The 21,221-nt window shown below is 59.1% G+C and carries 16 protein-coding genes and 4 pseudogenes; 6 read left to right on the top strand and 14 right to left on the bottom strand.

Annotated elements, in window-relative coordinates; translation table 11 throughout:
* From AC07VY_RS25735 to xylF, 7 genes and pseudogenes are all read right to left on the bottom strand, one after another.
* Positions 1-184: pseudogene (locus tag AC07VY_RS25735) on the bottom strand (hypothetical protein); the annotation flags it as partial.
* Between the two features lie 6 nt (positions 185-190).
* Positions 191-343, bottom strand: a pseudogene (locus AC07VY_RS25740) (transposase); the annotation flags it as partial.
* Between the two features lie 9 nt (positions 344-352).
* Complete coding sequence (gene xylA, locus AC07VY_RS25745) at positions 353-1,669, bottom strand: xylose isomerase (RefSeq protein WP_495100004.1); 1,317 nt, start codon at positions 1,667-1,669, stop codon at positions 353-355.
* 17 nt (positions 1,670-1,686) lie between these two features.
* Complete coding sequence (locus AC07VY_RS25750) at positions 1,687-2,844, bottom strand: ROK family transcriptional regulator (protein WP_495100005.1); 1,158 nt, start codon at positions 2,842-2,844, stop codon at positions 1,687-1,689.
* Positions 2,845-2,878: 34 nt separating this feature from the next.
* Positions 2,879-3,658, bottom strand: a complete 780-nt coding sequence (locus AC07VY_RS25755) for an ATP-binding cassette domain-containing protein (RefSeq protein ID WP_495100006.1) — start codon at positions 3,656-3,658, stop codon at positions 2,879-2,881.
* A complete protein-coding gene (locus tag AC07VY_RS25760) occupies positions 3,659-4,846 on the bottom strand; it encodes a sugar ABC transporter permease (RefSeq protein ID WP_495100007.1) in 1,188 nt (395 codons plus the stop codon).
* 80 nt (positions 4,847-4,926) lie between these two features.
* Positions 4,927-5,949, bottom strand: coding sequence for a D-xylose ABC transporter substrate-binding protein (xylF, locus tag AC07VY_RS25765; protein ID WP_495100017.1), 1,023 nt, complete (start codon positions 5,947-5,949; stop codon positions 4,927-4,929).
* A 307-nt stretch (positions 5,950-6,256) separates the two neighbouring features.
* Between xylF and AC07VY_RS25770 the strand changes: the two genes are divergently transcribed.
* Entirely contained in the window at positions 6,257-6,895 is a 639-nt protein-coding gene (locus tag AC07VY_RS25770) for a glutathione S-transferase family protein (protein ID WP_495100008.1), read from the top strand.
* On the opposite strand, the gene AC07VY_RS25775 is transcribed toward AC07VY_RS25770, so the two are convergent.
* The 4 genes from AC07VY_RS25775 to glnK all read right to left on the bottom strand — a co-directional run bounded on the left by AC07VY_RS25775 (position 6,892) and on the right by glnK (position 10,755).
* On the bottom strand, positions 6,892-7,638 hold the full coding sequence (locus AC07VY_RS25775; protein WP_495100009.1) for a YoaK family protein: 747 nt from the start codon (positions 7,636-7,638) through the stop codon (positions 6,892-6,894). The genes AC07VY_RS25770 and AC07VY_RS25775 overlap by 4 nt on opposite strands.
* Positions 7,639-7,709: 71 nt before the next feature.
* Entirely contained in the window at positions 7,710-8,609 is a 900-nt protein-coding gene (locus AC07VY_RS25780) for an SMP-30/gluconolactonase/LRE family protein (protein ID WP_495100010.1), read from the bottom strand.
* Positions 8,610-8,818: 209 nt separating this feature from the next.
* Positions 8,819-10,381, bottom strand: a complete 1,563-nt coding sequence (locus tag AC07VY_RS25785; protein WP_495077466.1) for an ammonium transporter — start codon at positions 10,379-10,381, stop codon at positions 8,819-8,821.
* A 35-nt stretch (positions 10,382-10,416) separates the two neighbouring features.
* Entirely contained in the window at positions 10,417-10,755 is a 339-nt protein-coding gene (gene glnK, locus AC07VY_RS25790) for a P-II family nitrogen regulator (RefSeq protein WP_495077465.1), read from the bottom strand.
* A 273-nt stretch (positions 10,756-11,028) separates the two neighbouring features.
* On the opposite strand from glnK, the pseudogene AC07VY_RS25795 reads away from it, so the two are divergent.
* Positions 11,029-11,898: pseudogene (locus AC07VY_RS25795) on the top strand (YifB family Mg chelatase-like AAA ATPase); the annotation flags it as partial.
* A 408-nt stretch (positions 11,899-12,306) separates the two neighbouring features.
* The gene (locus tag AC07VY_RS25800) at positions 12,307-14,163 is read left to right on the top strand and encodes a hypothetical protein (protein WP_495100011.1); all 1,857 of its coding nucleotides are present in this window, start codon (positions 12,307-12,309) and stop codon (positions 14,161-14,163) included.
* A gap of 55 nt (positions 14,164-14,218) precedes the next feature.
* Here AC07VY_RS25800 and AC07VY_RS25805 read toward each other — a convergent pair whose 3' ends face one another.
* Positions 14,219-14,947: a DUF2278 family protein gene (locus tag AC07VY_RS25805; protein ID WP_495100012.1), complete on the bottom strand. Its 729-nt coding sequence runs from the start codon at positions 14,945-14,947 to the stop codon at positions 14,219-14,221.
* Between the two features lie 210 nt (positions 14,948-15,157).
* Here AC07VY_RS25805 and AC07VY_RS25810 point away from each other — a divergent pair, with 210 nt between their 5' ends.
* On the top strand, positions 15,158-16,879 hold the full coding sequence (locus AC07VY_RS25810) for a phospholipase D-like domain-containing protein (RefSeq protein WP_495100013.1): 1,722 nt from the start codon (positions 15,158-15,160) through the stop codon (positions 16,877-16,879).
* A 565-nt stretch (positions 16,880-17,444) separates the two neighbouring features.
* Here AC07VY_RS25810 and AC07VY_RS25815 read toward each other — a convergent pair.
* Positions 17,445-17,780, bottom strand: a complete 336-nt coding sequence (locus tag AC07VY_RS25815) for a hypothetical protein (protein WP_495100014.1) — start codon at positions 17,778-17,780, stop codon at positions 17,445-17,447.
* A gap of 134 nt (positions 17,781-17,914) precedes the next feature.
* Between AC07VY_RS25815 and AC07VY_RS25820 the strand changes: the two genes are divergently transcribed.
* A complete protein-coding gene (locus AC07VY_RS25820; protein WP_495100015.1) occupies positions 17,915-18,907 on the top strand; it encodes a P63C domain-containing protein in 993 nt (330 codons plus the stop codon).
* 720 nt (positions 18,908-19,627) lie between these two features.
* Here AC07VY_RS25820 and AC07VY_RS25825 read toward each other — a convergent pair.
* Positions 19,628-20,134 carry a hypothetical protein gene (locus AC07VY_RS25825; protein WP_495100016.1) on the bottom strand — a complete coding sequence of 169 codons (507 nt, stop codon included), beginning with the start codon at positions 20,132-20,134 and terminating at the stop codon, positions 19,628-19,630.
* A gap of 845 nt (positions 20,135-20,979) precedes the next feature.
* Between AC07VY_RS25825 and AC07VY_RS25830 the strand changes: the two are divergent.
* Positions 20,980-21,221, top strand: a pseudogene (locus AC07VY_RS25830) (ShlB/FhaC/HecB family hemolysin secretion/activation protein); the annotation flags it as partial.

Here is a 21,221-nt window from a genome sequence, read left to right on the forward strand (position 1 = left end):
GGGCCGGATCAAATGTCTCGGTTCCATTCCAAACTGCAAACGCTACGCGCAACAATTTGCGCCCCAAAATGAGAAATACTTCTGTGCTGGCAAAGCCCTTGGCCCGTATCAACAGGTACAGCGGCTTGAGCGCTTTACTGTGGCTGGCAGCGAAGCCCGCCAGGTACATCTGCTGGCGCAGCAATGGCGGCCCTTTCTTGCTCAGTCGACGCCGCCCGCGCTTGGTACCCGAGTCATTGGGCCGCGGGTCTAGCCCACAGTACGCGACTAACGCATCGGCATTGGCAAAGTCAAATCGCCCGCTAGCGCAGGAATTACCTGCGCTAGCAGCTATGACTTCGATAGCGCCTACTCAGATATACGCGTTCAGCAGGTTTTCGATGTACTCCTGGCGGCCAGATACCGGGCGTGGGTCGGCGCCGCTGGCCAGGACCTGGTCGGCCAGGGCGTCCAGGCTGACCTTGCCGGCCAGGATGTTCTGTGCCTCGGGGCCTTGCCAGCCGGCGTAACGGGCGGCGATGTGCTTTTCCAGGCGGCCGTCGTTGATCATCTTTTCGGCGATCAGCAAGGAGCGTGCGCTGACATCCATGGCGCCTACGTGGCCGTAGAACATGTCTTCGGGGTCAATGGACTGGCGGCGGACCTTGCTGTCGAAGTTGACGCCGCCAGTGGTGAAACCGCCGCCCTTCAAGATCAAATACATGGCCAGCGCGGTGTCGGGGATGCTGTTGGGGAACTGGTCGGTATCCCACTGGCACTGCATGTCGCCGCGGTTCATGTCGATGGAGCCGAAGATGCCCAGGTCGATGGCGGTGGCGATTTCATGCTCGAAGCTGTGGCCGGCCAGGGTGGCGTGGTTGGCTTCGATGTTGACCTTGATTTCCTTTTCCAGGCCGTAGCGGCACAGGAAGCCGTAGACGGTGGCGACGTCGTAGTCGTACTGGTGCTTGGTGGGTTCGCGGGGCTTGGGTTCGATGAGGATGGTGCCCTTGAAGCCGATCTTGTGCTTGTACTCAACCACCATGTTCATGAAGCGGCCCATCTGGTCCAGCTCCTGGCCCATGCGGGTGTTGAGCAGGGTCTCGTAGCCTTCACGGCCGCCCCACAGCACATAGTTTTCGCCGCCGAGTTTCAAGGTTGCGTCCATGGCGGCGCGCACCTGCAGGGCGGCCATGCCGAAGATGGCCGGGTCGGGGTTGGTGGAGGCGCCAGCCATGAAGCGGCGGTGGCTGAACATGTTGGCCGTGCCCCATAGCAGCTTCATGCCGGTGTCTTGCTGCTTGGTGCCCAGCACGTCGATCATGGCGTGCAGGTTGTTCAGGCTCTCGCGCGGGGTAGCGCCTTCGGGGGCCACGTCGCGGTCATGGAAGCAGTAGTAAGGGGCGCCGAGCCGGGCGAAGAATTCGAAGGCTGCGTCGGCCTTGGCGCGGGCGGCTTCCATGGGGTCGGCCATGCGCATCCAGGGGCGCTCGAAGGTGCCGTCGTGGCTGAACGGGTCAAAGCCATTCCAGCAGAAGCTGTGCCAGTAGCAGGCGGCGAACCGCAGGTGGTCTTCCATGCGCTTTCCCAACACCAGCCTGTCGCGGTCGTACCACTTGAAGGCCAGCGGGTTCGAGGAGGCCGGGCCTTCGAACGCGATGGGGGCAATGTCTGAGAAATAAGAGGCCATGGAAGTCCTTTAAAAAGTTAGGGGGGTGAAAGAGCCTGCCCGGCACGCGCGCGCCGGGCTTCGGAATTGGGGTGCATGGGCCGCAGGTATTCGTGCAGCGTCAGCGCGGCTGCGCCCACGGCCGCGGCCAGTGGGCCATAGCGGGCCACGCGGATGCTGGGGGGTGGCATGCCAGCGCTTTCGGCATAGGCGGCCACGGTTTTTTGCGCGGCCTGCAGGAATTCAGGGTGGCGATCACACGACTTGCCGCCCACCACAATGGCGCGCGGGTTGAAGGTGGTCCACAGGTTTTGCAGCAGCACGCCCAGGTAGTGGCCGGAGCGGCTCAGGTCCATGGGGTGGTTGCGCAGCGCGCGCAGGCCGATGAAGGCCTCGGCGCAGCCCTTTCGGCCACAGGAACACAGCGGGCCGTCGATCTGCATGATGGTGTGGCCGATTTCGCCGGCCATACCCTGTGCGCCGGTGAACAAGCGGTCGTTGGACACGATGCCCGCGCCCACGCCCACGTCGCAGCTGACGAAGATCAGCGGGTCTTCGCCTTCGCCCTGGGCAAATTCGTACTCGCCCAAGGCGCCAGCGTCCGCGTCGTTCTGCAGTTGCACGGGCACGGGCGGCAGGCCGGCCTTGGCCATGGCGCGGGTCAGCAGGTCCAGCAGATCCAGCTGGCGCCAGCCCAGGTTGGGGGCGAACAGCACCAGGCCGGTGTCGTGGTCGATGGCACCCGGCGTGCACACGCCCACACCCACCAGTTGCAGGTCCAACGCCCGCAGGCCTTCATAGGCGGTGGCCACCATGCGCGCGGTTTGCTGCGCGGCCTGGGCCGGGATGTTGCTGGTCAGCGGCTGCTGGGCCGAGTGCAGCACCTCGCCCTGCAGCGTCACGCAGGCCACGCGCACCACCTCGACCGCGATCTCCACGCCGATCAGCGCACGCACACCCTCGTGGATGCGTAGCGGGGTGGACGGACGGCCTATGCCGTCGTTCACCGGCGTGGCGGCCTCGGTCAGCCAGCCGTCGTCCAGCAGCTCGCGCACCAGCAGGCTGACCGTGGATTTGGTCAGGCCGCTCTCGGCCGCCAGGCGGGCACGCGACAGGCCGGGCTGGGCACGCAGCAGGCGCAGCAGCACACTGCGGTTGATGCGCTTGACGAGTTGTTGGTCGCCGGTGGTTTTCATAAGGGTTGCCGTGTGAACAAAAGAAGACCTGAGTCTAGTTCTGCGCACGCTCCGCCTGCGCCTTACCCTCGGGCCGTTTGCCGGTAATGATCATGCCCAGCACCTCGTCTTCCGTGACATCGGCGGTGTTGTAGGTGCCAACCAGCTTGCCGTTCTTCATCACCGCGAGGCGGTCGCTGAGGCCGAACACGTCCGGCATGTCGTGGGTGATCAGGAAGATACCCACACCTTCGCTTTTGAGCTGCTGCACCAGGCGGCCGACCATGGCGGTTTCCTCCGGACCCAGGGCGGCGCAGGGCTCGTCCATGATGAGGATGCGGGCGTTGAAGTACAGCGCCCGCGAGATCGCCACCACCTGGCGCTGGCCGCCCGACAGGCGGCGCACGGGTACGCGGATGTTGGTGAAGTTCTTGTTCAGCCGGGCAAACACCTTGCGGGCGTTGACCTCCATGAAGTGGTCGTCCAGCGTGTTCCAGGCGGTCATTTTCTCGCGGCCGAGGAACAGGTTGGCGACGGAGTCCAAATTGTCGGCCAGAGCCAGGGTCTGGTAGATGGTTTCAATGCCCTGGGCCTGGGCCTCGGCAGGGGTGCGGATGTGCACCTTGTGGCCGGCAATCACGGTGTCGCCGCTGTCGATGGGGTAGGCGCCGGCCAGCATCTTCATCAGCGTGGACTTGCCCGCGCCGTTGTGGCCCAGCAGGGCGACGACCTCGCCGGGATAGAGGTTGACGCTGACACCGTCCACCGCCACCACGCCGCCAAAGGCTTTGCGGATGTCGCGCAGTTCGACTAAAGGTTGGGAGTGGTCGGTCATTTATCGATCTCCCGTGAACTTGCGATAGAGAACATCGAACACCACGGCGATGATCAGCACCTGGCCGATGATGACCATGCGCTTGCCGATAGACACATCCAGCAGCAGCATGCCGCTGTCCAGCGACTGCATGATCAGCGCGCCCAGCACCGAGCCGAAGATGGAGCCGCTGCCGCCGGCCAGCGCGGTGCCGCCGATGACGGCCGCGGCAATCACATACAACTCCATGCCAGTGCCCAGCGAGTTGGTGCCGGCGTTCAGGCGCGCTATGGAAACAATAGCTGCTATCGTAATCAGCACGGCCAGCAGCGCGAATAATTGCAAGGTGACGCGCTTCACCGGAATGCCCACCAGCGCGGCTGCGTCGGGGTTGCCACCCATGGCGTAAACATAGCGGCCAAAGCGGGTGCGGTGCACGATAAAGGACAACGCGCCGGCCACCACGGCCCAGATCAGCACCGGTATGGGTATGCCCTGCGGCTCGGTCTTGGATGAAATGAGGTAGTGGTTCATGGTGTCGGCAAAGGCCAGCAGCAGCAGGATGGGCACGCCGGTCAGCAGGGCCTCCATCCACAGCGGGTCGTTGGCCACGCCGTGGCGCTGGCGCGAGCGGCGCTTTTGCACGGCGCGCAGCAGCAGCGCCAGGCAGACCAGGCCGGTCACCCACCAGGTGGCCGTGGTGCCTATGCCACCGTCGTAGCCGCCGCCCAGGCGCAGAAAGAAGTCGTCCGTCACCGGCTGGGTCTTGCCGTCGGCCACCAAAAATGCCGCGCCACGAAACGACATCAGGCCGCCCAGCGTGACCACGAACGAGGGCACGCCCAGCACCGCCGTCAGCCAGCCCTGGTAAATGGATGCGGCCAGCGCCACGGCCAGCCCGGCCAGGCAGGCCGTGGGCCAGGACCAGTTGGCGCTGTACTGCAGATAGGCGATGAGTACGCCCACAAAACCCATCACCGAGCCCACCGACAGGTCGATATGCCGGGCCACGATGACCAGCACCATGACAGTGGAAACGATACCCACCACCGCCGTCTGCTGGGCGATGTTGTAGAGGTTCTCGGGCGAGAAGAAGATGCCTTCGGTCAACAGGCCAAACACCATGGCCAGCACGGCCAGCACCAGGCTCATCAGCACGAGGCGCCAATCGATGTTGGCCTGGCGCCAGGCATTGGGGGAATCGCTCATATCAGGGTTCCGGAAGAAGAATGGACTCCAGGCTAGCGCCCGCCCTGGCCTGCAGGGCGGAGCGCTTCAGCACCGGGGAGTTACTTGCAGGCGGCCGGGGCGCTGGCTGCGGCCACGCCCTTGCACAGCTCATCCTTCTTGATCCAGCCCGCCTTGACCACCACGTCCAGGTTGTCGCGGGTAACGGCTACGGGTTTCAGGAAGTGAGAGTCCAGGGCGATCTTCTTTTCGCCGCCGTTCCAGCTCACCGTACCGTCCACTTTCTTGCCATTACCCAGTGCCACAGCGGCGCTGGCGGCTTCGCGACCCAGGTCACGTGCGTCCTTCCAGACAGAGACGGTTTGCGAGCCCAGGGCCACGCGGTTCAGCGCGGCAAAGTCGCCATCCTGGCCGGAGACCGGAATGCCCTTGATGCCCTTGCTGGTCAGCGCTGCGACCACGCCACCGGCGGTGCCGTCATTCGAGGCGACCACGGCATCGACCTTGCCGCCGTTTTTGGTGAGGATTTGCTCCATGTTCTTTTGCGCGACTTCGGGCTTCCAACCGTCGGTGTATTCCTCGCCGACGATCTTGATGGCGCCGGACTTGACGGCGGCGTCGATCACCTCTTGTTGGCCTTCGCGCAGGAAGTTGGCGTTCGGGTCGGTGGGCGAGCCCTTGATCATCACGTAGTTGCCCTTGGGCTGGGCCTTGAACACGGCGGCGGCCTGCAGGCGGCCGACTTCCTTGTTGTCGAAGGTGATGTAGTACACGCCGGGCGCTTCGATCAGGCGGTCATAGGCGACGACTGGCACCTTTTGCTTGGTGGCCTTGTTGACGGCGGGCAGGATGGCGTCCTTGTCCATGGCCAGCACGATCAGCACTTTCGCGCCCTTGCTCATCAGGCTGTCGATGTCGCCCAGCTGCTTTTCGGGGGAGCCACCGGCATCCGCGCTGATGTACTTGGCGCCGAGCTTTTCCAGCTGGGTCTTGATGGCGGCCTCGTCGGTTTTCCAGCGTTCCTCCTGGAAGTTGGACCAGCTGACGCCCACGGTCATTTGCGCCAAGGCGGCGCTGCTGGCCAAGCCCAACGCCAGGATGGACAGGGTCTGTTTGAAAGCGATCTTCATGTTTTGTCTCCGTTTTTGTGGAACAACGAGGCGGCTGCAGGCGGACGGCCCAGCGCACCTTGGCAGCGGCGGGAATTCCGCAAAACCACTTAGTTCGACTGCCGCACGAACTATCTTTCATTTCCAGAAAAGATGGACTAGGACTTGCCCTAATACGGGATTGCACGGAGTTGGTCGCCTGGGCTCTGATGCCAAAAGTCCTTCCAGCGCATATTCCATGTGCGCTAGCAGCTATTAAAAATAGAGCGCTCGGGGTTGCGGCTACGATGGCGCTTTCAGCCCCTCCCACTCGAAAGACCCCATGGCCGCTTACCAACTTTATTGTTTCGCCCAATCCGGCAATGCCTACAAGGTGGCGCTGGCACTGCAGCTGTGCGGTGCCGAATGGACGCCACGCTTTGTCGACTTCTTCAACGGCGAAACCCGCACCCCGGCCTACCGCGAGATCAATGTGATGGGCGAGGTGCCGGTACTGGAGCACAACGGCCTGCGCCTGAGCCAGTCGGGGGTGATCCTGGATTACCTGGCCGGGCAATTCCCCCAGCTGGCGCCGGCCAACGAGGACGAGCGCCGCGAAATACTGCGCTGGACCCTGTTCGACAACCACAAACTGACCAGCAACATCGCCACGCTACGCTTTCAGCTGCAGTTTGCCAAGACGGGTGAAACGCCGGTCACGGCCTTTTTGCGCGGCCGCATGGTGTCAGCGCTGAAGGTGCTGAACCAGCACCTGGACGGCAAGCAATACGTAGTGGGCGAGCGGCTGACCACGGCCGACCTGTCACTGTGCGGTTACCTGTTCTGGCCAGACGAGTTCGGCGTGGACTGGGCCGACTACCCGGCTATCGCCGCCTGGCTGCAGCGCATCCAAGGTCAGCCCGGCTGGGTCGCGCCCTATGCGCTGATGCCCGGCCACCCCCGGCCGCAGGACGTGGCTTAACGAACCTGGCGCGGGCGTACCAGATCCGCCACCAGCGGTGGCAGCGACAAGGCCAGCAGCAGCAGCGCCAGCGGCACCACCCAAATGAAACCCACGTACTTGAAGCCGGTGGCGCCCGCCAGCCCGCCGGTCACAAAAGCACCCAGCAAGGTGCCGTACAGACGCAGCTTGACGTGGTTGGCCCGCACGCGGGATTCGAGCGGGCTGCCCTGCCGGTTCATGTAGAGCATCTTGCCCAGCTCGATGCCCAGGTCGGTTACCACGCCGGTCATGTGGGTGGTGCGGATCTGTGACAAGGAGATCTTGCTGATCAGCGCGTTCTGCAGGCCCATGGTGTAGGCCAGGACCAGCACGGTCAGCGGGACGGCAAACGGGGTCTGGCGGTTCAGCGTGGCGCCAATCAGGCCAAACACCAGCATCAGGAGTGCCTCGCACAGCAGGGGCAAGGCGTAGGCGCTGCGCAAATGGTGCTGGCGTGCCCAGTTGACCAGCACCGCGGTAGTGGCAGCGCCGCAGGTGAAAGCCAGCACCGTACCCAAGGCCCCCAGCACCAGGGTCAAATTGCCCAGCACCAGGTTGTCGGCCACCATGGACGCAAAACCGCTCATGTGCGAGGTGTACATGCCCACCACCAGAAAGCCCCCGGCGTTGATGGCCCCCGCGTTGAACGCCAGCAGGCCACCCAACAGCCGGTTGGTGGCCGGGGTGCGGTGGTGGCTGGATAGATGGCGTAAGCGACGCATAGGGATTTATAAGAAATACTGCTCCAGCGCAGATACTAGCTGCACCAGCAGCTATTTAAAAAATAGCAAGCCTAGTCTTTGAAGAAATTCACAGACAGGCCCGGCACATCCACGCGCATGGACAGCACATGGCCGGATGCGGGCAGCTCTGCCAGCTCGGCGTCCGAACGGCCATGGCGTCCACTGGTCAGGTACAGGGTTTGCAGGTCGTCGCCGCCAAAGCAGGGCATGGTGGGGCAGCGCACGGGCAGCGGGTAGGCGGTCAGCAGCTCGCCGTCTGGTGAAAACTTGCACAGGCGCTGGCCTTCGAACTGGGCCGAGTAATAGTTGCCCTGCACGTCCACCGCCGCACCGTCAGGGCGGCCTCCGTAGCCGGGCATGCCGGCTTGCCAGCCCGCGGGCTTGGGCGCCATCTGCAGGAACTCGCGGTAGTTCGACAGCACATTCGAGGCCGCGTCCCAGTCCCAGGCGTGGACGATGTGGTGCGGCGTGTCCGACCAGTACAGGGTCTTGGCGTCGGGCGACCAGGCCAGGCCGTTGCCGGTGATGGCGTTGCCCGCCTTGCTGCTCAGCCGGCCGGCCTCCAGGCAGTACAGCTCGGCCTTGCGCGCGTCGCGTGGCTCGTAGATGGTGCTGGCCCAGAAGCGGCCCAGCGGGTCGCACTTGCCGTCGTTGAAGCGGGTGGTGGCCGGGTCGTACGGTGCCGCAGCCAATAGCTGCAGATCACCACCCCAGATGGGCGCGCGGTAAATACCCTCGCGCAGCGCCACCACCAGACCACCGCTGGCCGCCGGGGCAATACAGCCAGGCTCGGAGGGCATGGCCCAGCGCTCAACCACGCCGCTGACCACGTCCAGGCGCTGCAGCAGCTTGCCGGGCACATCGACCCAGTACAGGCGTTTTTCCTGCGGATGCCAGAAGGGAGACTCACCCAGGAGGTTGGGTTCGGTGGTGACGGTGTGCCAGGTCATGGTGGGATGTAAAAGTTTGCAGTGCCCGTATTGTGAACGGGCAAAAAAATAGCCCGCCGGCATTGCTGCGGGCGGGCTGGTTCACCGATACAGGCGCTACCTCTCTTTGCCAGGGATACCGTGGAACCGGCTTTGCCGGGCCACTGGTATCGCCCCCTGCAAGGGGGTTGGCGAAGACACGAAGTGCGTAGCCTGGGGGTGTGTCAATTTCAGCGGTGGTAAGCCGTTTCGCCGTGGGAGCTGATGTCCAGACCTTCGCGCTCTTCTTCTTCGGAGACGCGCAGGCCAATGGTCAGATCCACAATCTTGTAGGCAACCAAAGACACCACACCGGACCAGACGATGGTCAGCATCACGGCCTTGGCCTGGATCCACACTTGGGCAGCCACAGAGTAGGCATCAGCAGGCGTCATGCCAGCGGAAACCCAGTCAGCCACGGTGGACGGGCCACCCAGGCTGGGGCTGTTGAACACGCCGGTCAGCAGCGCACCCAGGATACCGCCCACGCCGTGCACACCGAACACGTCCAACGAGTCGTCAGCGCCCAGAATCTTCTTCAGGCCGGTCACACCCCACAGGCAAGCGAAGCCTGCCACGAAGCCGATGACCAAGCCGCCGCCGATACCGACGTTGCCGCAAGCAGGCGTGATTGCCACCAGACCCGCCACGGCGCCAGATGCAGCACCCAGCATGGAAGCCTTGCCCTTCATCAGCGATTCGCCGACGCACCATGCCAGCACAGCAGCAGCGGTAGCACCCAGGGTGTTGATGAATGCCAGAGCAGCGAAGCCGTTAGCTTCCAGAGCGGAGCCGGCGTTGAAACCGAACCAGCCCACCCACAGCAGCGAGGCACCAACCATGGTCAGCGTCAGGCTGTGAGGTGCCATGGATTCCTTACCGTAGCCAATGCGCTTGCCAATCATGTAGGCACCGACCAGGCCGGCCACAGCGGCGTTGATGTGCACCACGGTGCCGCCGGCGAAGTCCAGCGCGCCCCATTGCCAGATCAAACCGGCCTTGGCGTTCATCGCGTCAACAACTTCCTTGGAAGCGTAGGCGTCAGGACCCATCCAGAACCACACCATGTGGGCGATAGGCGCATAGCTGAAGGTGAACCAGATCGCCGTGAACAGCAGCACAGCCGAGAACTTGATACGTTCTGCGAAAGCACCCACGATCAGGCAGCAGGTGATACCGGCGAAGGTGGCCTGGAAGACGGCAAACACGATTTCGTACATGGGCACACCCTTGCTGAAGGTGCCGCCAGTGGCAAACGTGCCCGCAACGTTATCCCAGATGCCCTTCATGAACAGGCGGTCGAAGCCACCGACATAGGCATTACCTTCGGTGAACGCCAGGCTGTAGCCGTAGATGAACCACAGCACCAGGATCAGCGAGAAGGTGACCATGACCTGCATCAGCACGGACAGCATGTTCTTGCTGCGCACCAGGCCGCCGTAGAACAGGGCCAGGCCGGGCACAGTCATCATGATGACCAGCAACGTGGAAACCATCATCCAGGCGGTGTCACCCTTGTTGGGAACCGGAGCGGGTGCAGCAGAAGCAGCGTCAGCCGGTGCCGAGGCAGCAGGCGCTGCGGCGGCCGCAGCAGCCGGTGCAGGGGCTGCTGCATCGGCTGGCTTGGCCTCTTCCGATGCGGCAGGAGCCGCCGCGCTGGCTGCCGGCTCGGCAGCCGGAGCCTGGGCTTGGGCGAAAGATGCGCCCCATAGCAGCCCCATACCCAGGGCAAAAGATGCGAGAAGTTTTTTCATGGTTGTTTGGCTTTCGTTAATGACGCACGCCGCGCTTACAGCGCTTCTTTGCCGGTCTCGCCGGTACGGATACGAACAACCTGCTCCAGGTTGTAGACAAAAATCTTGCCGTCGCCGATCTTGCCGGTGCGGGCTGCGCCCTCTACGGCTTCGATCACGCGGTCCACCAAGTCGTCGGAGATGGCGGCCTCAATCTTGACCTTGGGCAAGAAATCAACAACGTACTCAGCGCCACGGTACAGCTCGGTATGGCCCTTCTGGCGACCAAAGCCCTTGACTTCCGTCACGGTGATACCCTGCACACCAATGCCGGACAAGGCTTCACGCACCTCGTCGAGCTTGAACGGTTTGATAATGGCAGTGACAAGTTTCATGGCTGGTCCTTCGATGGGCTGTAGAGAGGGTGGGCGTCAAGGCGGGCAGCCTCGGGCGCTGGCAGTTTCATTGTCTTCTCCAAAATAATGAGGGGAATCGGGAAGCTCTAAGCATGTAGCGTGCCAAATTGGTGTCAATTTGTTAACCTACCCCTTATCCATGCGTGGCGATGCACAGCTTTGGATTGGTATTTATCGCACATAAATGGTGCATTGCAAAGAAACGTGTACTTCGGACGTCGTTTCTGCACCGATACAGGGAGTAAAACGACGATGAGCTTGTGTTTGGTGCAGAGTCGTGCCTTACTGGGCCTGGAAGCCCCCGCCGTCACCGTTGAGGTGCATCTAACCAACGGCCTGCCCAGCTTTACCTTGGTCGGGCTGGCCGACGTGGAGGTCAAGGAGGCGCGCGAACGCGTGCGTTCGGCCATCCAGAACTCCGGACTGGAATTTCCTCATAACAAACGCATCACAGTGAACCTGGCGCCGGCCGACCTGCCCAAGGACTCCGGCCGCTTCGATTTACCGATTGCGTTGGGCATCCTGGCCGCCAGCGGCCAGATCGCGGCAGAACGCCTGGCCGGTCACGAATTTGCCGGAGAGCTGTCGCTGTCTGGTGCATTGCGCCCGGTGCGCGGTGCGCTGGCTACCAGCCTGGCGCTGCACGCACAAGAAGTGCACACCCGGCTGGTATTGCCGCCGGGCAGCGCCGAAGAGGCCGCCCTGGTGCCCGGCGCGCAGGTGTACTGCGCCCAGCACCTATTGGATGTGGTGCAGCAGTTTTTACCGCAAGGCGAAGGCGACGCCCCGGCCGAAGGCTGGCGCCACCTGGAGCTGACCGCCCGCCCCACCACGGCCGGCTATGCTGACCTGGCCGATGTCAAAGGCCAGGCCGGGGCCAAACGCGCCTTGGAGATTGCTGCTGCTGGCGGCCACAGTCTGCTGCTGATCGGACCGCCCGGCTCTGGCAAATCCATGCTGGCACAACGCTTTGCCGGATTGCTGCCACCCATGACGGTGGAAGAAGCGCTGCAAAGTGCTGCCGTGGCCAGCCTGGGCGGACGCTTCTCCCTAGAGCGCTGGGCTACCCGCCCCACTTGCAGCCCCCACCATACCGCCAGTGCCGTGGCCCTCGTGGGCGGCGTGGTAAAACTTTCGCTAAATGAGAAAGTTTTTGCTATTTGAGAAAGTAGGTCGCTATTTGAGAATGTATGAGACACCTAACGCTAGCTTGACCACGATGGTTTCTTGCGATTGCTTTGGCTTTAGCCATATCCGAGTCGGGCGGCCATTCGTTCTCATCTTTGCCGTTTTCTAGAGCACGTTGAACCAGGGGCCCTGGATGTGCCGAACTAGTGTCGAGTTAAAGATATATGGCCTTGTGTTCGAGGTAGACAGAGAGAGCCTCGGCTCCGCTCAGAGCTTCAAACAGCCTATGTAAACAGGAGTGCCATTTGCGAATGAGGAAAAATAGCTGCGAACGAGGTTAGTTATTTGCGAATAAACTCACTTTTGGCTGAATAGCAGCCATATTGTGAGCAAGGGAAATTAATGGCCTGGCTACCCCGCCCAATAGAGCAGCTCCGGTGGGATAGCTCTTTCATCTGGGTTCTAGACTGGTTTGGCGGCGTTCTCGACAACCCAAGAGACTTCTACAACCCGAGCATCGAATGTGTGCTCACGCCGTGCGTTCGGACTGAAGAACGTGCCAACGGACTACTAAGACGTGTTGGAAGTCAGGTCTGCGCGACCGTCGGCATAAAAGCGATTGGCACACTAGGATTGGGCCGGCAGTACATCGACGGGAACTTCATTCCTTTCTCAGCCGGATTTACCGAAGAGACCATCTCGTTCCGCTTCAACCCGCAAATAACGGGATCAATCCAAGAGAATTTACTTGATCAGCTTGGGCTGAGTCCAAGCTCCGCACTGATCAATCAGCCATTAGATCGCGCCGGTATAAAGAGCCCGGTAAAGCTGGTAAGCGGCCAGTTGCTCAAAACGAACCATCCCTGGTCACCAGATCGGAATGCCACACCCCGCAATCCAGAGCCAATCCAGGTAATGTTCCACGAGCTGGAAATCATTCGGTTCTACTACACCAATTCGGTCAAATTGGTCGGTGCCGTGTTCAACGGACACTTTGCAGATGACAAACTGGGTTGCGACGTTCTGAATATGAACCATCAAGGACCCCACTACGATTTTGAACGAAAACATCATCGCTTCGAGTACCGTTTAGGCTTTGCACATGACGACGCCTGCTTGATTGCACGCGTCGTGTTTGATCCAACACAAACTGCGATGTGCGGCGTTCGCAAAGTCAGCCAAAGCCTGCTCACGTCCAAGCTCAATGAATCTAACCCCCGCAAAACCGGCTATCCGCGAACGCTGTTTCCGTATTTGGAGGAGGCAGAGCTAACGCTCACAGGACGCCGCCTCAAGCTTGAGAATGGCAGATTCATCTTCGCCGTCCACCGCATAGAAAGCTGCAGCGCTCGCTTTCCGTTTGAAGACTTGAGCTTTCAGTGCGAGATTGAACCGGGTGGGCCTGAGGCCCCGGAAGGTTCGGCGGAGGCTTTTGCTGGACAGCCCTTTCAGACGGGTCCAGGCAAAAACACAGGCGTTCTGGACAGCGAAGGCCGACCGGCCAAGGATAGCGACGTCGTTGAGTCTTTACCCGACATTCGGCGATTCACGTCGCTCGATCTGAGCCGATGCAAGGTGGAGAAGTACCGCCCGAACACCCATAAATCATCGCAGAATCGCTGGACCAAAAACAATCTCAAGCTGGATAAAAGCAGCCCTGGCACACCGACCCATGGCGATTCCGATTCGGTACGTCAAAGTATTGTGGATGTGCTGGAAGGCGGTGAGGTGCCAGTCGATCTAAACATTTTTGTCAAAATTATCGAAGGGCTCCGAGTCAGACATTCAAATTGGAGCATCCAGACTGTGCCCGCAGGGCCGGCAACCTGGCGTGACCCGGCAACCAACATCGTTTACAACGGTTTTCCCACGGTCCCCTGCCCGGAACTGATCTCTATGTGGCGGCAATTCTCCTTTCTGGACAAGGAAAAGACCAAGCGAAGGCGTCTGATCTGCGCACAAGTTCAGCGGCATGGACGCTCGGTCTACTTACTCGAAGCGGAACGCCGGCTCAACGAGCAAGGAGAATACATGGAAGAGCTCCCAATTTTGATGGTGTGGAGGAATGACCGTGATGCGGTTTCACGCGGAACGCTCGAAGCACTGCTCACCATGACCGTGAAGAATCCAAGCAAGACTTGGCCAAAAGATGTTTCATCACTTGCCCTTGAGCGCAAAAAGATCGAGCACGGCAAAGCCCGAAATGTGAGTGACCTGGTAGAGCGGATCAGTCGCAGCCTCCAGGAAGTGGTCGCGTAACCCACAATCCTGTTGCAGCCATATTGCACCGCGCTCGAACAATGGGTGCGTACCTTTATCGTGCGATGAACTCAGGAAGTGGGAGCGCCCCCTGCTCCGGATAGCCTTCTGAATTCGTGGGCAATCGTTGCGTCTGAAACGCCGTGAACATTGCCATGAATTTGCCAGCACGTTCGACGATCACGGCGCCGTCCTGAAACGCCCCATTTTCTTTCGCATGAGGTCCAGGCGGATTGCCCTGATTCATATGCGTTTCATGCAGTCCATCCTCAGCCGGCTGAAACAAAAAACCAAATCCGTAAACTATCACCTTATCCTCTTTCGGAGGATAAAAATTACGGTCCTGAGGAGCTCCTTTTCCGCTGTCATAGGGAATGGCTAGTGGAGGTTGCGTTGTATCGATCGTTAGGATGTCGTTGATGATGTCGTTCACATCGGCGCGCTCGCCGTCATCGCCTCTATACGGCACAGATCTCAGTCTGTGAAGATCCAATAGACTCGTGTCCTGGAAATAGTCCAACCTGGGGAAATCGCTGGTGTGTAGCCCCAGGGCCAAGCCAGATAGCTTTTGTGTCACAGGGTCGACAAAGTTCAGATCTGCCAGGAAGTACACATTGTTATTGCCATCTTCGCCAACCTCGGTCGAGGCGGAGTTCACGACAATCTTGAACACATTACCACCATCCGCCGTGACGTTTATGACGTAGTGCGGACTGCCCTTGTAAGTGGGCTCAAACGGCGCGGCCAATTCCAGCTGGCCCTTGAATAAACAATAGGTGTTCAAAATGAAGCCTCCTGGATTTAGTCGACTTAACCATGACTGTTGACGAACCGCTAAATCAATTTAACCCGAAACAGGTGACATTTGCAAAACAACACCCAATAATCTTGGCAAGTGAGGTAACTCGCCACGAAGCTACCGAACTTTGAAACGCTCCGAAGTCTTTGCGAACGTATCGTGTAAATCGAAAATCCAAACTCAGGAGGTAGCGTCATGGCCACCGCTTCGTATCAGTCCGTCGGCACCAATGCCCAGGCGGCTTTCACACTCAAACTGCACCGCGGCGAAGGCATGGTACTCCTGGGCATGAATTGGAAGTCCGGCAAACCACCCAACAACTTTGTGGGCTTCGGTATCGAATACCAGACGCCCTCAGCGACATCATTCAGGCCCATCAACAACCGGCTTTCATTCCCCAAGCCTGACGGTACGGGCGATCCGCAATCACAGTCCAGCCTCGTCGCTCCCATCCAGAAGTTTCGCTGGGTGCATTTTCCGCCACAAGCGCAGGCCAGCGGAGCGTTCAAGTACCGCGTCACGCCCCTCTTTATGGATGCAGCGGGCAATCTCAGTCAGGGAGAGAATCAGCAAGCAAGCATTGAGCTCGGCAAGGACACCTATCCCGGCGAACTCAAGGTTACCTTCACACGCGGCTTCGTTTCGTCCCAGGCCTTCGTTGATCGGTATCAACAGGACGGGCACACTATCGGTGAAATACTCCCTACCAACCCCGACGACGGGTTGAATTTCACACCGACTCACCCCGATGCCACTGAAGCACTAGCCTGGTTGGGATTTGAGGCCCGCCAGGCCATTCTCGACGTACTCGACACGGCATTGGCAACGCCCACAGCCACCGTCAAGGCCATCGCCTACGACCTGAACGAGCCCGAAGTGGTCGACCGGTTTGAGCGACTCGGCGATCGTCTGACCATCATCATCGATGACTCTAGCACCCATGGGCCCACCACATCTTGTGAGAGTCAGGCCGCTGCTCGCCTGGTGACTTCGGCGGGTCCTGACCACGTGAAGCGTCAGCACATGTCCGGGCTGCAGCACAACAAGGTACTGATTGTCGAAAGCAACGCCTACAACGCGGTGGTTTGCGGAAGTACCAACTTCAGTTGGCGTGGCCTGTACGTCCAGGCCAACAACGCACTGGTGATCTTGCACCCGCCCGCCGTGGCGGTGTTTTCTGCAGCCTTCGATTTTTACTGGAATGCAGTTTCTGGCGCCGCCTTCAAGAAGGGGCCCGCCACCGTCTGGACGGACCTTAAATTGCCAAGTGTGAATGCCAAGGTGACGTTTTCACCCCACTCGGTTGCCACTGCGGTACTCCAATCGGTGGCTGATGATGTCGATACCGCAACGTCTTCCGTTTTGTTTGCACTGGCGTTCTTATATCAAACAGCCGGACCGCTTTCTGACTCTATTCAGACTCTCGAAAGAGAACAAGACATATTTGTCTATGGGATGTCTGACCGGAACGATACAAAGATTGACCTGGCAAATGCAGACGGGCACTTTGTACTTACCGAACCAGAGTTTTTGGGCGCCAACGTGCCAGCGCCTTTTCGTCCTGAACCGGAAGGCGGGAGTGGGGTTAGGCTGCACAATAAGTTTGTGATCGTTGATTTCGACAAGCCGGAGTTAGCACGCGTCTATACAGGATCGTTCAACTTCTCCAAACCAGCAGACACGTCAAACGGAGAGAATCTCCTAGTCATCCGTGACCCGCGCGTGGCCACCGCCTACATGGTTGAAGCTGTAAGCCTGTTTGATCACTACGAATTCAGAAAGGCATCAAAGAAAGCCAGCGGCCACGCGAAGCCTCTTCAACTTCAGAAGCCACCCGCCGATGTCGCGACAAAACCCTGGTGGGACCGCTATTGGTCCGAAACCCTGCGCCAAAGAGACCGAGAATTGTTCGCATAGCGTGCAGTATTCCGTCCAGCTGTTGGCACAAATTTCAAATTGGCCCACAGGATGCGGGATGAGAGCTTTGAGGTTCCGGACTTCGACCCTAGGTTTGTGATTGAGGTGCCGCAGCGCGCCCAAGAGAAATGAAAGGCCCGGTCCGGGCGCTTGATGTTGATTTCTACCCAGAAGTGCTCCCGTCGGTACGCGGTCCTCAGCATAGACAGGGCTGTACCGGAACTGCTGTGCCGAGGCATATTCCGTCTCGCCGATGTAGGGCGCACCCTACGTGAAAAGCTGAGGCCACCCAGCCTGGCGAATCAACTCTTCACATCCTGACCCAGTTTATGCCCCCGTCCTTGCGTAGATAGCCGTCGTCACCAAGAGTGTGCCAACCACTGGGGCTCCCCCACACGCCGCACAGCCGCAGAAAACCTGCGACGTTGCGCACGAAACGGCTCATAGCCATGCGGGGCTCGGCGGACCGCTGCATGAGCGGACTCTGGCTTGATGCCCCAAGCGTCTGTTGTGACGCGAAGCACTTGCTGGGCTTGTTGAGAGGGAGAATTTTGCTTGGTGAGTTTCATCTACGCTCGCATGTTTTAGGCACGGAATTGACCAATTCGACTGTCGATGTCGTCGTTCTCTCACGAGCGCCCCAGAGTCCGGGGTGGTCTTCGGTCACGTTCTTTTGCTTGGTGCTAACAAAGCTCCAGATTTCATCGACCTGCACCAGCTTGTAAGGAAGGTTGTTCATTACACGGTCTTGGTACAGGGCGCAGGCTTCGCCCACATCGGCCAGCAGCTTCAGGATGGTGTTCTTGCTCTTGCCAGCCATCCGAGACGCTGCATTGATGCCGACGCCTTCGGAGAGGGCATTCAGGATGGCTGCGCGGTCTTGGATGGAGAGCTTGTTCATGACTGGCTTTCGTATAGATCAGTTTGAATTCCATCTTGTAACAGATAAAAAGCAAGCATTACTTTAAATTCATGCTTACAATATTAGCAAGCATGTAAATCAGATGCAAGCATGCGATTTGTTAGGAGAATTCCATGAGCGATGAACCGAAAGAGTTGAAAGGCCGCGCCAAAGGCGGGGCAAAGACGGCGGAGATCATGACGCCAGAGCAAAAAGCGGAGCGTGCCAAGAAGGGAGCTTTGGCTCGCTGGGGGGCAAAGCCCCCAACGGCTACTCATAAGGGCAACTTTGATGTGCACTTTGGCATTGACGCTGAATGCTACGTGCTGGGCGATGTGGCTAAGACGGCTGTTATGACTCAGCGCGGCATTGCTGCGGCGCTTGGGTTGTCTAAGCCGGGCGGTAAAGATTTTGAACGCTTGGTGGAGCGCCCAGCAATCGCCAAACACCTAGGTGGTGAAGCACTGGCAAAAGTGCACCAACCCATTGATTTTAAATGGATTTACCCTGGTGCTAAACAGAAGGCCATAACCATCAAAGGCTACGATGCGGACCTGCTAATTGATGTCTGCAATGCGATTCTTTCTGCAAATGCTGCCGGTGATCTTCGTGCGAATCAGGCAAATCTTGCTAAGCAAGCAGCCATCATTGTGGGGGCATCTGCTAAGGCCGGAATTCAAGGATTGGTATATGCCTTGGCAGGCTACGACCGGACTAAAGAAGAGGTCATTGCAGCCTACAAAATGTACGTTGCAGCCGAGGCCCGGGAGTATGAGCGTGAATTCTCGCCAGAGTTGTATGAGCAATGGTATCGACTTTATGGCTTAGTCAAACCAGAGCGCGGTCGTCCATGGGAATTCCGATATTTAACAATTGACCACATCTACAAGCCATTGGCAAAGAGCAACGGAAAGGTTTTTTCATTGGCAAAAACCTCCAAGCAAGAAAACGGCGAAAAGGGAGACAAGATTCACCAATTTCTAACGGAAATTGGTGTTAAAGCCCTCCGCACTCAGGTCGGCAAGATACTTGGTATTGCCACCGTCTCAGACAGCCGAGAAGAATACGAAAAATACATTGCTGAGAAAATCCATGGGCAGAAAAGTCTGCCATTTGACGCAGCTTAGCCCGTCTTCTTTGTAGTCTTCTTGGCCGCGACCTTCTTAACCGGAGTCGCGGCCTTTTTCGTGGGCGCTGGCTTCGGTTTAGGCGCTTCGCCCGTGGCCTGTTGGACCACGGCGAACGCTATCTGTGAAAAGTCTTTCTTAGGAATACCGCTACGATAGCAGACGGTTCAAGTTGGTTCTAGGGCTTTGTAACTTTGTCAGTTTCAATGTGAACCACTACCCAGCCACCAGGGAGACGAAACTGCATCGCTTGTGGAGTATTTTGACGCAGGTGGATGCATGGAGAGATACCAGAAATTACATTAAAAGGAGCAGCCCACACGGGATTGTTAACTGCATTCTGGAGATACGGCCAGATAGAGTGAACGACTTAAATCGCGCTTGGTTATGACCAGAATGCTTAGCAGCGCTCAGCCAAAAAGCAAAAAACCTGCAAGAGTGAATTTTTTCGAGAGGGCTCGCACTGGACATCGAACTGGCGCAACAGAACCGAAGATGCAATGTACGGCAGCATTCGCTTGCTGACATACGTTTTAGTTAGCGTGAGATCGCACGAGTGGCTTTTTAGAATCGAAATTACTGGTAAGACCGACGCCAGAATCAGTGGTTTCTTTGGATCGGATTGACTGGCTTTGTTAGTTGGAATATGCGCTCAAGCGTCACATTTGGGATGTCGGCCTGATCTCCACGAGCGAGATCTGGCCCTTGAAAATACCGGGTTCAGGCTGTCGCAGCATGTACGAAAGCTTGTTCGCTCAAAGCGGTCTCTGCGGCGCGGACGACATCGGCCGTCCGCCCCAGGGTGATGGCATCAGCGATGCTCCTGCCACCAAGCAGGCCTTGCTTTCGTTCCCAAAAGATGAATTTGGCTGTGGGTTCGAGACCTTTCAGCAACAGGCACACTTCGCCGACATCCTCGGCCGACAGGCCGAGAAACGAATAGGGGTAGTAACGACGGTTACCGATTTTCAAGTTAAAAAGCTCACCACGCTCGCAGGCTTGGTCTAGCGCCTGTCGCGAGCAGCCCCAAGTCTCGGCCAGGATAGTGCTACCGACAAGCAGCCCATCCTCAATCCACCCAGCCTTGACGGTTTCCGAGATCTTCTCCTGGGTCGCCGCCATGGCCGCGCCGGCCAAATCCGGATTGATGTCCAGGCGCGCCCTCATGCTCGAAAGGGCTTCAGAAGCCCGATTTGGTGCTTCCGAGGACATCTCCAGGACAATCATGGCGCTCCCGCGCATCGACGCGGAGAGCATGCGGCCTTGTTGCGCAAGTCGCAGGTTATTCTGGCTGAGCTGACTGCGAAGGTTCTTGGCCTCGCCCAGAAGTGCGTGCTAGCCGTGACTGGCTCGACCACGAAAGGGGCACGCGTGCTACCTGTTCCCCTATGCAGGACAGGGACCGGATCAGCTCGCGGCACATGCTTTGCAGCGGCCGCAACGCGAGTGCTGAAGGCCCCAGAACACCACGCATCCGTCCCCGCCGCCGGCGTGAGCACAGACTTTCCAGATACTTTTTTGGTGTGCTTGACCATGACGTTATGGTAGCTCGCTTTAGCCCATGCGCAAGCCAAATCGCATCTAGCGCAAGCAAATGAAGGAGCCGCTTGTCGAACCCATCCTCTGATCCGGCTCGCGTACCTTGGCAATGCCTTGGACGTGGTGGACAGCAATTGGATACGTTCTCGCCAGAGGTGCATGGCGGTAAATTTCCACCGTAGCCAGGCCTAGTTGCCCCCAAATGGCATCGACCGCAATAGTCGGGCGAACTTCGCCCGGAAATAAGGTGAGGTCTGCCTGGGTGGCGGCGTAATCTGCGCGGAAAAATAAATGAGCCTCTTTGAATGAGTAGCTCACATACAGCATTTCGTGAAATAAATCACGACAGAAGCAACCCCATGGCAGACCAACATCCCCAGATTTGAGGATGTTTCCACGGGTAAACCCGTAAAGGATCAGACACACTATTCACCAACAGGACAAAATACGTAACATTTAAGAAACATTGTTACGTTTTGAAACCTGCTACCTCTTCTTTTGCATGGCTCTTGGCCCCTGCGGCACGCCGTTTCTTGCTGTGCACCGCCATGGTCTGCGGCGCGCAGCAAGCCTGGGCGCAAACCGCCCCCGGTGCCCTGTCCAATTCCAGCCCCGACCCCACCCTGGAACTGCAGCGCCAGCAAGAACGCGAGCGGCTGGAGCGCGAACGCCTGCAGCCCAGCCCGGACGTGCGGCTACCCAGCCCCGTAGCCGCGCCGACGCAAAGCCTGCCGCGCAACGAAGCCCCTTGTTTTGCATTGCACAACGTCGCTCT

The sequence above is a fragment of the Rhodoferax sp. GW821-FHT02C08 genome (genome assembly GCF_059421805.1).

Excerpts from the sequence above, each read along its gene's own strand:
- AC07VY_RS25775 (WP_495100009.1), bottom strand. The coding sequence starts at position 7,638 with ATGCGTCGCTTACGCCATCTATCCAGCCACCACCGCACCCCGGCCACC.
- AC07VY_RS25810 (WP_495100013.1), top strand. The coding sequence starts at position 15,158 with ATGGCCACCGCTTCGTATCAGTCCGTCGGCACCAATGCCCAGGCGGCT.
- glnK (WP_495077465.1), bottom strand. The coding sequence starts at position 10,755 with ATGAAACTTGTCACTGCCATTATCAAACCGTTCAAGCTCGACGAGGTG.
- AC07VY_RS25785 (WP_495077466.1), bottom strand. The coding sequence starts at position 10,381 with ATGAAAAAACTTCTCGCATCTTTTGCCCTGGGTATGGGGCTGCTATGG.
- AC07VY_RS25760 (WP_495100007.1), bottom strand. The coding sequence starts at position 4,846 with ATGAGCGATTCCCCCAATGCCTGGCGCCAGGCCAACATCGATTGGCGC.
- xylA (WP_495100004.1), bottom strand. The coding sequence starts at position 1,669 with ATGGCCTCTTATTTCTCAGACATTGCCCCCATCGCGTTCGAAGGCCCG.
- AC07VY_RS25780 (WP_495100010.1), bottom strand. The coding sequence starts at position 8,609 with ATGACCTGGCACACCGTCACCACCGAACCCAACCTCCTGGGTGAGTCT.
- AC07VY_RS25815 (WP_495100014.1), bottom strand. The coding sequence starts at position 17,780 with ATGAACAAGCTCTCCATCCAAGACCGCGCAGCCATCCTGAATGCCCTC.
- AC07VY_RS25820 (WP_495100015.1), top strand. The coding sequence starts at position 17,915 with ATGAGCGATGAACCGAAAGAGTTGAAAGGCCGCGCCAAAGGCGGGGCA.
- AC07VY_RS25750 (WP_495100005.1), bottom strand. The coding sequence starts at position 2,844 with ATGAAAACCACCGGCGACCAACAACTCGTCAAGCGCATCAACCGCAGT.
- AC07VY_RS25770 (WP_495100008.1), top strand. The coding sequence starts at position 6,257 with ATGGCCGCTTACCAACTTTATTGTTTCGCCCAATCCGGCAATGCCTAC.
- AC07VY_RS25825 (WP_495100016.1), bottom strand. The coding sequence starts at position 20,134 with ATGATTGTCCTGGAGATGTCCTCGGAAGCACCAAATCGGGCTTCTGAA.
- AC07VY_RS25800 (WP_495100011.1), top strand. The coding sequence starts at position 12,307 with ATGGCCTGGCTACCCCGCCCAATAGAGCAGCTCCGGTGGGATAGCTCT.
- AC07VY_RS25755 (WP_495100006.1), bottom strand. The coding sequence starts at position 3,658 with ATGACCGACCACTCCCAACCTTTAGTCGAACTGCGCGACATCCGCAAA.